This window comes from Pseudomonas sp. 11/12A (assembly GCF_000800055.1).
Classification (GTDB): Bacteria; Pseudomonadota; Gammaproteobacteria; order Pseudomonadales; family Pseudomonadaceae; genus Aquipseudomonas; species Aquipseudomonas mohnii.
In genome coordinates this window covers 880,729-895,049 of sequence record NZ_JUGV01000001.1, presented here as the reverse complement: position 1 = coordinate 895,049, position 14,321 = coordinate 880,729, and the positions used below count along the sequence as shown (strand labels likewise).

Genomic DNA, 14,321 nt, shown 5'->3' with positions numbered 1-14,321 from the left:
CTGACCTCAGGGTGTGAGTGTGCCGGCAGAATTGAAAGAAAACGCCTGTGTTTTTATTGTTGAGCACTGCGAAATCACCTTGTCCCTGTGGGCGATTCCGGTCAGATGAGTCCTGTTGTTGCACGCACAGGCTCATGGCACCCGCTGCTGTTCGATTGACCAGTCACCGGGGCTGAGGTGGATAAAAACAACTACTGATTAATAAGTGAAATCGATTTATCGTATTTCAAAAATAAGCTCAGCTTGTTATTGGAGATTCGCATGTCGGTTTCCCACGCCCAACTCAAAGCCTTCCATGCCGTGGCCGTGTACGGAAGCTTTACCAAAGCCGCCGAACGACTGTTTCTCACGCAACCGGCCATTTCCGATCAGGTGCGCAAACTCGAAGAGCGCTACGGTGTGCTGCTGTTCCACCGCAACAAGCGTTCAGTGCGCCTGACCGACCTGGGCGAACGCTTGCTCGGCGTCACGCAGAAACTGTTCGTGATCGAAGCCGAAGCCCAGGAACTGTTGCAAGACTCCCAGGCCTTGCAGACCGGCAGCCTGGTTCTGGCGGTGGACGCGCCGGTGCATGTGCTGCCGCAGATCGCCCGATTCTGTGAGCGTTATCCGGGGATCAGCGTGAAGATCGAAACCGGTAACACCGATGAGTCGCTATTGCGGCTCTTCAACTATCAAGCCGATCTGGCGTTACTGGGCCGTGATGTCAGTGATGAACGTCTGCTCTCGTTACCGCTGCGCAACGACCCGATGGTGGCGTTCGTGTCGCGCAATCACCCGTGGGCCGATCGTAAGTCCATCTGCCTGGCGGACCTGGACGATACGCCGCTGGTGCTGCGGGAAATCGGTTCGGTGACGCGGCAAACACTGGAAGAAGAAATGGCTGGCGCCGGCTTGCGCATCCGCTCGGCCATTCAGGTCGAAGGGCGGGAGGCGGCGCGAGAAGCGGTGGTGGTGGGAATTGGTGTCGGCGTGGTTTCGGCAGCCGAATTCGGCGCGGATTCGCGTGTGTGTGCATTGCCGATTACCGATTGCAAACGGCGGTTGACCGAGACGCTGGTGTGCTTGCGCGAGCAGAGTTCGCGGCGGGTGGTGGCGACGTTTCTGGAAATGGTGCGCGAGAGCCTGAGGTAGGCAGGTCTGGCCCCATCGCGGGCAAGCCACGCTCCCACAGGGTTTGCACCGTACATAAAACGGGTGATCAACATGAATCCTGTGGGAGCGTGGCTTGCCCGCGATAGCCACGCCACGGTTTATCGGCCTGGCACCAACTCAAAAAACGCCTGGATCAAACGCAAATCCCGGCGCCGTTCCATGCACCCCATCATGTGCCGGTTCACCAACCCCTCGCCAATGATCGGCACCGCCGTCACCCGGGGGTCGTGGCTCACCTCTACCGAAGACACCACGCCCACGCCCAACTCGGCGGCCACTGCTTCTGTCACCGCTTCGCGACTGTCCAGCTCCAGCAACACCCTTGGGTTGACTTGGGCATGGGCGCACGCCTGATCAAAGGTGCGCCGGGTGATCGAACTCGGCTCACGCAACACCATGATCACCTGATCCAGTTCCTTGAGTGGCACGCCTTTGGACCGTTGCGCCCACGGATGACCGTCGGGCACCAGTGCGCAAATGCGTGACTCGCTGAGCGCTTGCAGATGCAGCCCCTTGCGCGGCTCGACTTCGGTCAGCACCGCCACGTCGGCATGTTCGGACAACAGCGCCGCCAGGGTTTCCTGGGCATTGCCCAGGCGCAGGTTCACCGTGATTCCCGGATAACGCGCCCGCAGGCTCGCGAGCATCGGCATAACCATATGCGGGCCGTCCGCCGCCACTTCCAGGCGCCCGGTCAGCAACTGCCGGTTGGCCTCCAGCATCGCCTGTGCTTCTTCGGCCAGGCCGAACATGGCCCGGGTGATCGCCGCCAGTTTGGTGCCCTCTTCCGTCAACTCCACCCGTCGCGCGGTGCGGCGCAACAGGCTGATCTGGTAGTGCTCCTCCAGCGCCTTGATGTGCCCGGTGACCGCCGGTTGACTGATGAACAGCCGTGCGGCCGCCCGGGTAAAGCTGCCCTCGCGGGCCACGGCGTCGAAAGCACGCAACTGAAACAGATTCATGAATAAGCCTCACTGATGGCTGGCATAACAACAAACAATTTGATTGATAACACGGCAAATTGCAATTTAGGCCCCGTAGCTTCATCCCATCGATTGCGAGGACACGAGAATGAGTACTGCCGCCCCCATCCTGCTCACCCCTGGTCCACTGACCACTTCAGCACGCACCCGTCAGGCGATGATGGTCGACTGGGGTTCATGGGATGAGCGCTTCAACCAGTTGACCGCCAGCCTCTGCGAACAACTGCTGGCAATCATCAACGGGGGCGCCAGTCATCACTGCGTGCCCCTGCAAGGCAGCGGCACCTTCGCGGTCGAAGCGGCCATCGGCACGCTGGTACCGCGCGACGGCAAAGTGCTGGTACTGATCAACGGTGCCTACGGCAAACGCCTGGCGAAAATCTGCGAAGTGCTCGGCCGCTCGTTCAGCACCTTCGAAACCGCCGAAGACGAACCCACCACCGCCGCCGACGTCGAGCGTCTGCTGCGAGCCGATGACAGCATCACCCACGTTGCACTGATTCACTGCGAAACCAGCACCGGTATCCTCAACCCGCTGCCGGAAATCGCTCGGGTCGTTGCGCAACACGGCAAACGCCTGATCATCGACGCCATGAGCTCCTTTGGCGCGCTGCCGGTCGACGCGCAACAGATACCGTTCGACGCGCTGATCGCTGCTTCCGGAAAATGCCTGGAGGGCGTACCCGGGATGGGGTTCGTTTTCGCTCGCAAGGAAGCCCTGGCCAACGCTGCCGGCAACTCGCATTCGCTGGCGATGGATCTGTTTGACCAGCACTCCTACATGGCCAAGACCGGCCAATGGCGCTTCACCCCGCCGACCCACGTGGTCGCGGCGCTGCACGAAGCCCTGCTGCAATACAACGAAGAAGGCGGCCTGCCGGCCCGGCATCAGCGCTACGCCGCCAACTGCCAGGCACTGATGGAAGAGATGGGCAAACTGGGATTGCGCAGCTTCCTGCCGGCCGCCATCCAGGCGCCGATCATCACCACGTTCCACGCACCGAAAGATCCACGCTACCAGTTCAAGGAATTCTACGAACGGGTCAAGGCCAAGGGTTACATCCTCTACCCCGGCAAACTGACTCAGGTCGAAACCTTCCGCGTCGGCTGCATCGGTCACGTCACCCCGGCGCAGATGCGCGAAGCAGTGGCGGCGATTGGCGACGTGCTGCGTGAGATGGAAGTGTTAGAGATCTAAGCCATACCCCCTTCCCCACAGTAACCACATCGCCCCTATCAGCCAGTTGCCACAGGACTTGATCACCATGAACTACACCCATCCAAGCAAACTCCAGGCCGCCATCCTCGACTGGGCCGGCACCGTGGTCGATTTCGGCTCCTTCGCGCCGACGCAGATCTTTGTCGAAGCCTTCGCCGAGTTCGACGTCCAGGTGTCCATCGATGAAGCCCGTGGCCCGATGGGCATGGGCAAGTGGGACCACATCCGCACCTTGTGCAATCAGCCGGAAGTCGCCGAGCGCTACCGCAAAGTGTTTGGCCGCACGCCCACCGACGATGACGTCACCGCCATCTATCAACGCTTCATGCCGCTGCAGATCGAAAAAATCGCCGAGCATTCGGCGCTGATCCCGGGCGCCCTGGACACCATCGCCAACCTGCGCCGGCAAGGGATCAAGATCGGCTCGTGCTCCGGCTACCCGAAACAGGTCATGGACAAGGTGGTCGAACTGGCCGCCACCAACGGTTACGTGGCCGATCACGTGGTCGCCACCGACGAAGTGCCGAATGGCCGCCCATGGCCGGCACAGGCACTGGCCAACGTGATTGCCCTGGGCATCGACGATGTCGCCGCCTGCGTGAAGATCGACGACACGGTGCCGGGCATTCTCGAAGGTCGCCGCGCTGGCATGTGGACCGTGGCGCTGATCTGTTCGGGAAACGCCCTGGGCTTGGACTACGAGGGTTATCGCGCCTTGGACAGCGAAAAACTGGACAGCGAACGCACGCGTATCCATGCGCTGTTCGAAGGCTCGCGCCCGCATTACATGATCGACACCATCACCGACTTGCCGGCCGTGATCGCCGATATCAACAAGCGTCTGGCCAAAGGTGAGATGCCGCAAACCAGCTGATTGCCACGCCTCCAAATGCAGCGCCAGTGTTTGAACGGAACTGGCGCTTTTTGCTGTCAATCAGCTGAACCAGTGCTCCCGTGACCCATCGCCACAGGCAAACACGGTGAAACAGGATTACAGTAAAGCACACCGTCGAAGAAGAACGGTGGCTTGAGCTGACCTGTGAGGAACACCGTATGCCATGGAAAAATTCCGATTCGCGCTATAGCACCGTCTCGATAGCGCTGCATTGGTTGATGTTGGTCTTGCTGGCGTTGGTTTACGCCTGCATAGAATTTCGCGGGATTTTTCCCAAGGGCAGTGGCGGGCGAACACTGATCGTGGAATCGCACTTCATGCTCGGCCTGACCGTGTTCGTTCTGGTCTGGTTGCGTTTGTTTGCTCGCAGCCTGGGCCCGGCGCCGCAAATCTTCCCGGCCTCCCCTCGGTGGCAGACGGTGATGGCCAGGCTGATGCACTGGGCGCTGTACCTCTTCATGATCACCATGCCGATTCTCGGCTGGCTGGTCACCAGTGCCAAAGGCAATCAAGTGATGTTTTATGGTATCGACCTGCCCATGCTGATCGCTGAAGACAAAGCACTGGCCAAACAAATCCAGGGTTGGCATGAACTTGGCGCAACCATCGGCTATTGGCTGATTGGCCTGCACGCGTTGGCCGGGCTTTATCATCACTACGTGGTCGGCGATAACACCTTGCTGCGGATGATGCCCAAACGAGTGAGCCGCAATTCCTGAGACACGCAATACCTGAGTGTGGGAGCAGGCTTGCTCCCACACTGGTTTCTGTTGCCCTTCAGTGCTGCGAACCGAACCCTCGCAGGCCCTGCAAGCCACCGGTATGGATGAAGATCAGTCGGGTCCCGGGAGCAAACCGGCCCGCCTCGACTTGCTGTTTGAGCGCCAGCAACGCCTTACCTGTGTACAGCGGTTCCAGAGGAATGCCGCTGGCGCGCTCGGTCTTTTCGATGAATTCGAGCAACGGCGGATCGACGCGGGCAAAGCCGCCACGACTGGCGTCGAACAGTTGATAAACCGCCGTGGTTTCGCCCGCTTCTGCAACGATCCTCTCGACCGCCTGCGCGACCCCATGATCGTCGGGGACCGCCAACGCGCCGTAAACCGGATGATCCCCCGCTTCAGCCAGCACCAGGCCGGCCAGGGTCGTACCCGTTCCGCAGGCCAGCCACCAACCGTCGTAGCCGCTCCAGCCCACGCTGGCCAGTTGCGCAGAGACCTGCCCTCTCAGCGGCATGCAGCCGAGCGCGCCTGGCAAACCACCACCGCCTTCCGGTACGGGGTGCAATGTCGGGTACAGGGATTGCCACGGCTGCCAGAAACCCGCTTCGTGCCGCGCGCGATAGCCGCCATAACCGAGCCAGTGCAGCTGCATGCCGAACGCCTGCAAGTCTTTCACGGTGGGCGTTTGCTGAGGGTGTCCGCGCAGCAGGCCGACCGTGGCAAAACCCAGGCGCTTGCCGGCGGCGGCCAGTGCGTGAAGGTGATTGGAGTGCGCGCCACCGAGGCTGATGATGCCCTCGGCACCCGCCCGGTCAGCGGCGTTGAGGTGTTCGATGAGCTTGAACCATTTGTTACCGCTGATCAGCGGGTCGATCTGATCCAGGCGCAGGATGGCGACTTCGATTCTGGCGCGGCTGAGCCAGTCGAGTTGCAGTGGTTCGAGGGGGGCTTGGGGTCGCCAGTTTGCGGGAGGAGAAAGCATTGATGCCGGCCCAGGGGAAAGAGCCGGCATCTTAGCAGTTGACGGGTGACGAGGGCGTTCGCGCCCTCGTCGCAGGGCTGCTATTACAACTCAGCCGCCAACCGCGAACCCTGATTGATTGCACGCTTGGCATCCAGCTCCGCCGCGACGTCCGCGCCACCGATCAAATGCACGTTCTGCCCTGCCGCGACCAGGCCTTCCTGCAACTCGCGCAACGGGTCTTGGCCGGCGCAGATTACGATATTGTCCACTGGCAACACTTGCGGCTCGCCGGTTTCGCCGATGCGGATGTGCAAGCCTTGGTCGTCGATCTTCAGGTATTCGACACTGTTGAGCATCTGCACCTGCTTGTTCTTCAAACCGGTGCGGTGAATCCAGCCGGTGGTTTTGCCAAGGCCGTCGCCGACCTTGGACTTCTTGCGTTGCAGCAGGAACACTTCACGGGCCGGGGCATGGGGCGTGGCCTTGATCCCGGCGACACCGCCGCGCGCTTCCAGGTGCGTATCGATGCCCCATTCTTTCCAGAATTCATCGCGGTTCAGGCTGGTGGACACGCCCTGGTGAACGAGGAACTCCGACACATCGAAACCGATACCACCAGCACCAATCACCGCGACACGCTTGCCCACGGGCTTACGCTCGAGGAGCACGTCCAGGTAACTCAGGACCTTGGCGTTCTCGACGCCAGGAATCGCCGGAGTTCTTGGGGCGATGCCGGTCGCCAGGATGATTTCGTCGTAACCGCCCTCGACCAGTCTTGCCACATCCACCCGGGTGTTCAGGCACAGCTCGACGTTGGTGGTCTGCAACTTGCGGTTGAAGTAACGCAGGGTCTCGTAGAACTCTTCCTTGCCCGGTACGCGCTTGGCGACGTTGAACTGGCCGCCGATTTCGCTGGCCGAATCGAACAGCGTCACTTGATGGCCGCGCTCGGCCGCTACGGTCGCGGCGGACAATCCCGCAGGACCGGCACCGACCACGGCGATTTTCTTGATCTGCTTGACCGGCAGATAGTTGAGTTCGGTTTCGTGGCAGGCACGCGGGTTGACCAGGCAACTGGTCAACTTGCCGCCGAAGGTGTGGTCCAGGCACGCCTGGTTGCAACCGATGCAGGTGTTGATTTCGTCGGCGCGGCCTTCAGCGGCCTTGTTGACGAAGTCCGGGTCGGCGAGGAACGGCCGCGCCATCGAGACCATGTCGGCATCGCCTTCGGCCAGAATCTGCTCGGCGACTTCCGGGGTGTTGATGCGGTTGGTGGTGATCAACGGAATGTTCACCGAACCACGCAGCTTGGCCGTGACCTTGCTGAAGGCCGCACGCGGAACCTTGGTAGCGATGGTCGGAATCCGCGCTTCATGCCAGCCGATACCGGTGTTGATGAGGGTCGCACCGGCCTGCTCGATGGCCTTGGCCAACTGCACGATTTCTTCCCAGGTACTGCCGCCTTCCACCAGATCGAGCATCGACAGGCGGAAAATAATGATGAAGTTCGGCCCTACCGCTTCACGCACCCGGCGTACGATTTCCACCGGCAGGCGCATGCGGTTTTCGTAGCTGCCGCCCCAGCGGTCGGTACGGTGGTTGGTATGAGCGGCGAGGAACTGGTTAATGAAATACCCTTCGGAGCCCATGATTTCGACGCCGTCGTATTCGGCCTGTTGCGCCAGGGTCGAACAGGTGACGAAATCGCGGATCTGCTTCTCGATACCGTCCTCGTCAAGCTCTTTAGGCTTGAACGGATTGATCGGCGCTTGAATGGCGCTCGGCGCGACCTGTTTCGGGCTGTAGGCATAACGGCCGGCGTGAAGGATCTGCATGCAGATCTTGCCACCCGCCTCGTGCACCGCGCGCGTCACGATCTGGTGCTTGAGCGCCTCTTCTTCGGTGGTCAGCTTGGCGGCGCCGGAATACACCCCGCCCTCGTCGTTCGGACCAATGCCACCGGTGACCATCAAACCGACACCCCCACGGGCACGCTCGGCGAAATAGGCCGCCATGCGCTCGAACCCACCCGGTTTTTCTTCGAGGCCGGTGTGCATCGACCCCATCAGGGTACGGTTGCGCAGCGTGGTGAAACCCAGGTCCAGCGGGGCCAGCAGGTGCGGGTAATGGGCGGCGGTCATCGGAAACTCCACATCGAGCGATCACGGGAAAAATGCGGAAGCTCTCGTGGCCCCCGTCAGTCATGCTCGACAGACTAAGAGCCGAGTCGTTGTCACTCAATGACCATAACTGACAACTTATTGATCCAAATGCGCAGCACCCCTTGGCAAGCGTCGACATGGGTCATACCCTAGTCGACGAATCCTGCTCGCGGCCGTTGACTGTTTCCCCATGCGCAAACTTTTGTACCTGACCTTCTCCATGGCGCTGATTGCTGTCCTGGCGACCTACGCCATGTGGGCCGCGGATCGCCCGGCGGGGCATTACCTCTCGGACTTGCGGATCAACCTTGCCGTCGATCAGGGCACGCCTGCCGATCGCGGCAATCTGCTGGGTATCCAGCCCGAACTCTTTCCCACCGATTATCAGAGCCCTGAACGCCTGCACCGAAAACTCGCGGCCTACTTGCAGAAAGCCAAGGACCAGGGATTGCTGAACGAGAAAACCATCGTGGTCCTGCCGGAGCATGTCGGCACCTGGCTGATGGTCAGCGGTGAGAAGGATGAGCTTTACCAGGCCAGCACGTTGAAGGAAGCCATGAACTGGCTGGCCGTGAGCAACCCCTTGAAATTTGTCCGTGCCTTGATCAGCGCCGAAGGCGGCAATCGCCTGGACGATGCTCACCTGCGCATGAAAGCAAAAGGCATGGCCAAGGATTACCAGGCGTTGTTTGGCGGCCTGGCGAAAGAATTCAACGTGACACTGGTGGCAGGCTCCATTGTATTGCCCGAGCCGAGCATCATCGATGGCACCCTGAAAATCGGCCACGGTGCGCTTTACAACAGCAGCGTCGTGTTTAGCCGCGATGGCCTGCCAATCGGGCAACCGCAGCGCCAGATGCACCCGATGTTTGCCAAGCAGGATGGGATCAAGGCCAGTGGCGAGCATTCACTCAATGTGGTCGACACACCGGCCGGACGTTTGGGCGTGCTGATCGGTCGCGACAGCTGGTATCCGGAAAATTATCGCAAGCTCGACGATCTGCACGTGCAACTGGTTGCGGTTCCCGCCTATTTGGCAGGGCGCGGCACCTGGGATCAACCGTGGCGAGGATACCGGGGCTCGTCGACGCCAGCTTCTGTCAACCTCAAGCCAGGAGAGCTCAGCGAAGGCCAGGCGTGGCAGCACCTGACCCTCACGACCCAGGCACCGGCCAGTCAGGCCACCGCCGGGGTCAGCGTGTTTCTGCGCGGGCAATTCTGGGATCAGGGCAGCGCCGGACAAAGCTTCATCAGCAGCAGCGGCCAGCAGTTCATCGATGCCAACGCGCATGGTGCGCGCTTGCTGAACCTCTGGTTGTAGCGCATGAAATCCCTTCCGATGCGTCTGGGCGATCTGTCTGTGGGGTTTGTTCACAGCCTGGCCGACGCCATACGCAGCCACGGAGTCGACCCGCAACCCTTGCTCGAACAATACGGCCTCGACGCAGCGCGACTCGGCGAAGCGTGTGCCCGACTCTCGATACCCCGCTACATGCGCCTGGGCCATGGCGCAATTCAGCTGACCGATAACCCGGCACTCGGCCTGCGCATGGGCCGGTACAGTCGCTTGAGCCAGGCTGGCCTCGCCGGAGTTACCGCCTCCCAGGCGCCGACCGTGCGCGAAGCCGCACGTTGCCTGATCCGTTTTGAAGCCTTGTATGGTTCCAACTATCGCGGACAATCGAGCTTTCACGAAGACCCCCAGGGTGCCTGGCTGAGGTTCTACTCGATCAGCCCTTACAACAGCTATAACCGCTTTGTGGTCGACTCGATCATTGCCGGCTGGTTGCAGCAATTGTCCAGCGTCAGCCCTGCTCCACTGTGTGCCGAGCGCATCGAGATCGAATTCGAAGCCCCCGATTACCGCGCGGACTATGAAGTGTTGGGTGACTGCCCGATCCAGTTCGGCTGCGAACACAATCAGCTGCGCCTGGGCCTGGAGAGTCTCGCTCAGCGCAACCCTGAACATTGTCCAAGCACCTGGCGTCACTTGCTGCAACTGTGCGAGCGGGAACTGGAGCAACTGACACGCACCCGCAGCCTGCGTGAACGTATCACTCAGTTGCTGGGGCCGTTGCTCAATGGCGGCCGGGAACCCGACCTGGAAGAAGTGGCGGCACGCCTGAAGCTGCCCACCTGGACCTTGCGTCGCAGACTTGCCGAAGAAGGCACGCAATTTCGCGCAATTCTCAACGACACACGTCGCGACCTGGCCATGACCTACATTCGCGACACCGAACTGGCATTCGGAGAAATCGCCTATCTGCTGGGTTTTGCCTCAGCCGAAGCCTTTCAACGCGCATTCAAGCGCTGGAACGGTCAGACCCCCGGCGAATTTCGCCGCAGCCACCGTCAGTTAGCCTGACGCTTACAGCTCGGTCGCGTCTTCGGCTGGTTCCAGCGGGTCCAGCTCAAAGGCCTGATACTCGAGCAGCTCTTCCTGATAATCGTCCATTTTGAATCCCCCACGGCTCATTGAAAATTGTCTGAATAAATGACCAGCAACTTGAGCATAAAGTCCGCGCATGAAAGAAAAATGACGCAGCCACGACACGCCTTCGCTCTACGATAAAACGTAGCAGGCGGTCGGGCATTTATCAGCGTTTTTTTCGAGACAGACCGCAGAACGGCAGCCTGGTTTGACGTGGGTCAATCTGTGCAGCGCAATGGGAGCGGTTTTTCACTCCCGCGACGCTGCAACCCGCTATTGGCCGGTAACAGGCATCGCCGGAATCGGTTCTGTCGGCGGCGGCATGTCGCTTGAATGGGTCGGCGGCGTAATGGTTTCCGAGGACGCGGCCGGCTCTTCGCTCCGGGTCGCCGCAACTGGCGCGGTTTCCGCCGGCGCAACCGGTTCAGAGGCTGCGGGAGCGGCTTCAGCGGGCACTGGGGGCACTGGGGCCGCTACGGGTGCAGGTTCTGCTGCCGGTGCCGGGGTCGCTGCTACCGGAGCCGGAGCAGCCTTGGCTTCAGGCACTCCCAGATCGGTTTTCGGTTTTTCGGTGATGTGTGCAGCCTTCTTCGCCTCCGGTGGCAGGAACAGCTCGACCAGCGTGAAAAAACGCTCATAGAACTTGGCCGACGATACGGTTTCGCTGGCGACCTTGACCATCGAATCGTCAGACGAGCCTATTGGCATCGACACCGAACCCAACACACCGACACCAAGACTGGCGGAGTTGTTGGTCTTCTTCAATGCATAGCGGTCCTGCAGGGCATTGGCGAACATGGTCGCGTGGTGCCCCTCGCTACCATCATCGGCACACACCACACTGAAGCTGATCTCCATATGGGTCTCGCCGGTCTGCTGGAAGCTCTTGTGACCACTGACCAGTTTCGGATCACTGCTGGTGATGATATAGCCCTGGCTGAGCAACGCCCGACGGGCGGCTTCACAGGATTGCGCATCAGTCACCGGATAGTTACGGGAAAACGTACCGGAGTCGGCGAAGTTCTCATGCTCGTAGATGGTGGCTTTTTTCGACGAGCACCCGGCCGCAACGGCCAGCACCAGCGCCAGCCCGGCAACACGCATGGGAAATGATTTAAACATTGAACATCCTGAGGAAATCGGTTCGGGGCGTATTGTGCAACAGATCGATGCTTAGCGGCGCAACGATTGTGTCTTAAAACAGTTACAGGTCCGTTGATCCCGATATTAGGCAAAAGATCCCGGAAGATTGATGACAACTGCACAAACAAAAAACCCCGACCTTTCGGCCGGGGTTCTTGATAAGCGCAAAACTCAGTCGGGCATCAGAAACGCTTGATGTCCGCCTGGCTTTCCAGCTGCTTGCGGTAAGCCGCAAAGTCCTGCTGGCCAACGCGCGAAGCGAGGAAGCGACGGTATTGAGCCTTCTCTTCTTCGGTTGGCGTTGCCGCTTCGTTGACACTGTTCAGGCGCACGATCATCAGGCTGCCATCAGGCAACGTCACGCTACTGAAGGCCGGCTTGTCCTTCGCGACAGGCTTCGGCATCCGGAACAGCGCTTGCAGCACGGTTGGGTCAACCCCCTCCTGAGCGCGAGTCGCGCCGGCGGTGACTTTCCAGTTCTGTCCGTCGATCGCCTTGTCCAACGGCGTCTTGCCAGCACGCAGACTGGCGATCAGCTCGTCAGCCTTGGTCTTGGCGGCGGCACTGGCGTGCTCCTTGGTCAATTGCTCGCGGATCGGGCCGGCGACGCTTTCCAGCGGCAGCTGCGCAGGCTTGAGGTGCTCCTTGGCGCGCAACACGATCACGGTTTCCGGATCGAGCTCGATGGCAGTGCTGTTGGCACCCTCATCAAGTACTTCAGGGCTGAACGCTGCGGTCACCACGGCACGGTTGGCCGTGACACCTTCGCCACCTTCACGGCCGAACGGCTTGGAGGTGTGAACGGTCAGCTTCAGGTCCTGCGCCGGCTGAGCCAGATCTGACGCCTCGAACGAAGAGTCTTCCAGTTGCTTGGTTGCCTCGACGAAGCGCTGTTCGACCTGCTGGGCCTTCAGTTCGCGAGTCAGCTTGTCTTTCAAGCTGGCGAAGGTCGGCACTTCCGGCGCTTCCACACCCAACAGCTTGATCAGGTGGAAACCGAAGTCGGTGCGAACCGGTGCGGAAACCTGATCCTTGGCCAGTGAATACAATGCTTTTTCGAACGCTGGATCATAGACACCCGGCCCCGCGTAGCCGAGATCACCACCGTTGTTGGCCGACCCCGGATCCTGGGAGAATTCCTTGGCCAGAGCCTCGAATTTATCGCCTTTGGCCAGACGGGCCTGGATCTCTTCGATCTTGGCCTTGGCTTGCGCCTCAGTGGTCTTGTCGTTCACTTCGATCAGAATGTGCGCCGCCCGACGTTGCTCGGACAGGTTCGCGGTTTCTTTCTGATACGCCGCTTGCAGGTCTTCGTCCTTGACGCTGACCTGATCAAAGAAGGAGGACTTCTTCAACTCCAGGTAATCGATGACCACCTGATCTGGCGTCATGAATTCCTTGGCGTGTTCGTCGTAATAGGCTTTGATTTCATCGTCGGTCAACTTCACAGCCGCCGGGTCAGCCTTGATGTTCAGGGAAGCGAAATCGCGGGTCTGTTTTTCCAGACGGGCGAAAGCCAGGACCTGTGCATCAGTGACAAAACCGCTGCCCGCAACGCCGGCGCGCAATTGACCGATCAGCATTTCCTGAGCCAGCATCTGACGGAATTGCAGACGGCTGTAGCCGAGCTGACGAATAACCTGATCGAAACGCTCAGGACTGAACTTGCCATCCACCTGGAATTCAGGTGTTTGCAGGATGACTTGGTCCAACGCCGCTTCGGAGAAAGCGAATTTCGAGCTCTCTGCGCCTTGCAGCAGCAGTTTGCGGTCGATCAAGCCTTTGAGGGCCGATTCGCGCAGCATTTTTTCGTCGAGCAAGGAAGCATCGAAATCCTTGCCCAGCTGTTGCATGAGTTGACGGCGTTGCATATCAACCGCCTGGCTCAGCTCGTTCTGGCTGATTTGTTCGCCGTTGACCTTTGCCGCTTCATTGTTGTGCGTCGTGGCCTTGAAAATGGCGTCGAAACCAGTCAAAGCCATCAGTGCAACGATGACCCCGATAATGGTCTTGGCAATCCAGCCTTGTGAATTGTCCCTGATATTCTGCAGCATGCGTCCCCCATAAACGGTTGAACTTCAAAATTAGGCAACCGTGGAGCGTGGGTAGAATCCGGATAGAAGAAAGGCGCATCCGAGGATGCGCCTTCTCGTAACTGGCGGAGCGGACCGATGACTCGAGCTTGCGAGCCTCGGCGTCTCGGACCGGCACCTGCCGACTGGACTACCGCTCCGCTGCCAGGTCAGGCATGACCCCGACCCGGATAGGCAAAAACCTGAATCGAACTTAGTTGACAGCTTCTTTCAGAGCTTTACCGGCTTTGAAACCTGGTTTTTTGGCTGCTGCGATTTCCAGAGTCTTACCGGTCTGCGGGTTACGACCAATGCGAGCTGGACGATCAGTGACGGAGAAAGTACCGAAACCAACCAGAACAACAGAGTCGCCAGCCTTGAGAGCGCCAGTGACGGATTCGATTACAGCGTCCAGCGCACGGCCAGCAGCAGCTTTCGGGATATCAGCGGATGCAGCGATAGCATCAATCAGTTCCGACTTGTTCACTCTAAGTCCCCTTATATCTATTTGAGTATGATTCTAAGTTTTTTTGGTGAAAGCAAAAACGAGTGCTGAATGGCCTACAGACACTTAA

Annotated in this window: 13 protein-coding genes; 6 read left to right on the top strand and 7 right to left on the bottom strand. The window is 59.8% G+C overall.

Going from position 1 to position 14,321, the window contains the following annotated elements; all coding sequences use genetic code 11:
- The first annotated feature begins 261 nt into the window (after positions 1 to 261).
- The gene (locus GQ39_RS04230) at positions 262 to 1,134 is read left to right on the top strand and encodes a LysR family transcriptional regulator (RefSeq protein WP_047527564.1); all 873 of its coding nucleotides are present in this window, start codon (positions 262 to 264) and stop codon (positions 1,132 to 1,134) included.
- Between the two features lie 119 nt (positions 1,135 to 1,253).
- On the opposite strand, the gene GQ39_RS04225 is transcribed toward GQ39_RS04230, so the two are convergent.
- Positions 1,254 to 2,117 (bottom strand): LysR substrate-binding domain-containing protein, encoded by an 864-nt coding sequence (locus GQ39_RS04225; RefSeq protein WP_047527562.1) that lies wholly within the window; start codon positions 2,115 to 2,117, stop codon positions 1,254 to 1,256.
- Between the two features lie 109 nt (positions 2,118 to 2,226).
- Here GQ39_RS04225 and GQ39_RS04220 point away from each other — a divergent pair, with 109 nt between their 5' ends.
- From GQ39_RS04220 to GQ39_RS04210, 3 genes are all read left to right on the top strand, one after another.
- Positions 2,227 to 3,336 carry a 2-aminoethylphosphonate--pyruvate transaminase gene (locus tag GQ39_RS04220; protein WP_047527559.1) on the top strand — a complete coding sequence of 370 codons (1,110 nt, stop codon included), beginning with the start codon at positions 2,227 to 2,229 and terminating at the stop codon, positions 3,334 to 3,336.
- Between the two features lie 67 nt (positions 3,337 to 3,403).
- Positions 3,404 to 4,231, top strand: coding sequence for a phosphonoacetaldehyde hydrolase (phnX, locus tag GQ39_RS04215; RefSeq protein ID WP_047527558.1), 828 nt, complete (start codon positions 3,404 to 3,406; stop codon positions 4,229 to 4,231).
- Positions 4,232 to 4,410: 179 nt separating this feature from the next.
- Positions 4,411 to 4,971, top strand: coding sequence for a cytochrome b (locus tag GQ39_RS04210; RefSeq protein WP_047527556.1), 561 nt, complete (start codon positions 4,411 to 4,413; stop codon positions 4,969 to 4,971).
- A 58-nt stretch (positions 4,972 to 5,029) separates the two neighbouring features.
- Here GQ39_RS04210 and GQ39_RS04205 read toward each other — a convergent pair whose 3' ends face one another.
- The gene (locus GQ39_RS04205) at positions 5,030 to 5,956 is read right to left on the bottom strand and encodes a 1-aminocyclopropane-1-carboxylate deaminase/D-cysteine desulfhydrase (protein ID WP_047527554.1); all 927 of its coding nucleotides are present in this window, start codon (positions 5,954 to 5,956) and stop codon (positions 5,030 to 5,032) included.
- Positions 5,957 to 6,039: 83 nt separating this feature from the next.
- The gene (locus GQ39_RS04200; protein WP_047527553.1) at positions 6,040 to 8,079 is read right to left on the bottom strand and encodes an oxidoreductase; all 2,040 of its coding nucleotides are present in this window, start codon (positions 8,077 to 8,079) and stop codon (positions 6,040 to 6,042) included.
- 211 nt (positions 8,080 to 8,290) lie between these two features.
- On the opposite strand from GQ39_RS04200, the gene GQ39_RS04195 reads away from it, so the two are divergent.
- Positions 8,291 to 9,421 carry a nitrilase-related carbon-nitrogen hydrolase gene (locus tag GQ39_RS04195; RefSeq protein WP_047527551.1) on the top strand — a complete coding sequence of 377 codons (1,131 nt, stop codon included), beginning with the start codon at positions 8,291 to 8,293 and terminating at the stop codon, positions 9,419 to 9,421.
- A gap of 3 nt (positions 9,422 to 9,424) precedes the next feature.
- On the top strand, positions 9,425 to 10,465 hold the full coding sequence (locus GQ39_RS04190; protein WP_047527549.1) for an AraC family transcriptional regulator: 1,041 nt from the start codon (positions 9,425 to 9,427) through the stop codon (positions 10,463 to 10,465).
- A 3-nt stretch (positions 10,466 to 10,468) separates the two neighbouring features.
- Here GQ39_RS04190 and GQ39_RS32945 read toward each other — a convergent pair whose 3' ends face one another.
- The 4 genes from GQ39_RS32945 to GQ39_RS04175 all read right to left on the bottom strand — a co-directional run bounded on the left by GQ39_RS32945 (position 10,469) and on the right by GQ39_RS04175 (position 14,233).
- Positions 10,469 to 10,654, bottom strand: coding sequence for a hypothetical protein (locus tag GQ39_RS32945; protein WP_130207725.1), 186 nt, complete (start codon positions 10,652 to 10,654; stop codon positions 10,469 to 10,471).
- A 150-nt stretch (positions 10,655 to 10,804) separates the two neighbouring features.
- Positions 10,805 to 11,653, bottom strand: a complete 849-nt coding sequence (locus tag GQ39_RS04185) for a DUF2242 domain-containing protein (RefSeq protein ID WP_047527547.1) — start codon at positions 11,651 to 11,653, stop codon at positions 10,805 to 10,807.
- Positions 11,654 to 11,856: 203 nt separating this feature from the next.
- A complete protein-coding gene (locus GQ39_RS04180) occupies positions 11,857 to 13,728 on the bottom strand; it encodes a SurA N-terminal domain-containing protein (protein WP_047527544.1) in 1,872 nt (623 codons plus the stop codon).
- A 232-nt stretch (positions 13,729 to 13,960) separates the two neighbouring features.
- A complete protein-coding gene (locus GQ39_RS04175) occupies positions 13,961 to 14,233 on the bottom strand; it encodes an HU family DNA-binding protein (protein WP_002552737.1) in 273 nt (90 codons plus the stop codon).
- Positions 14,234 to 14,321 lie beyond the last annotated feature (88 nt).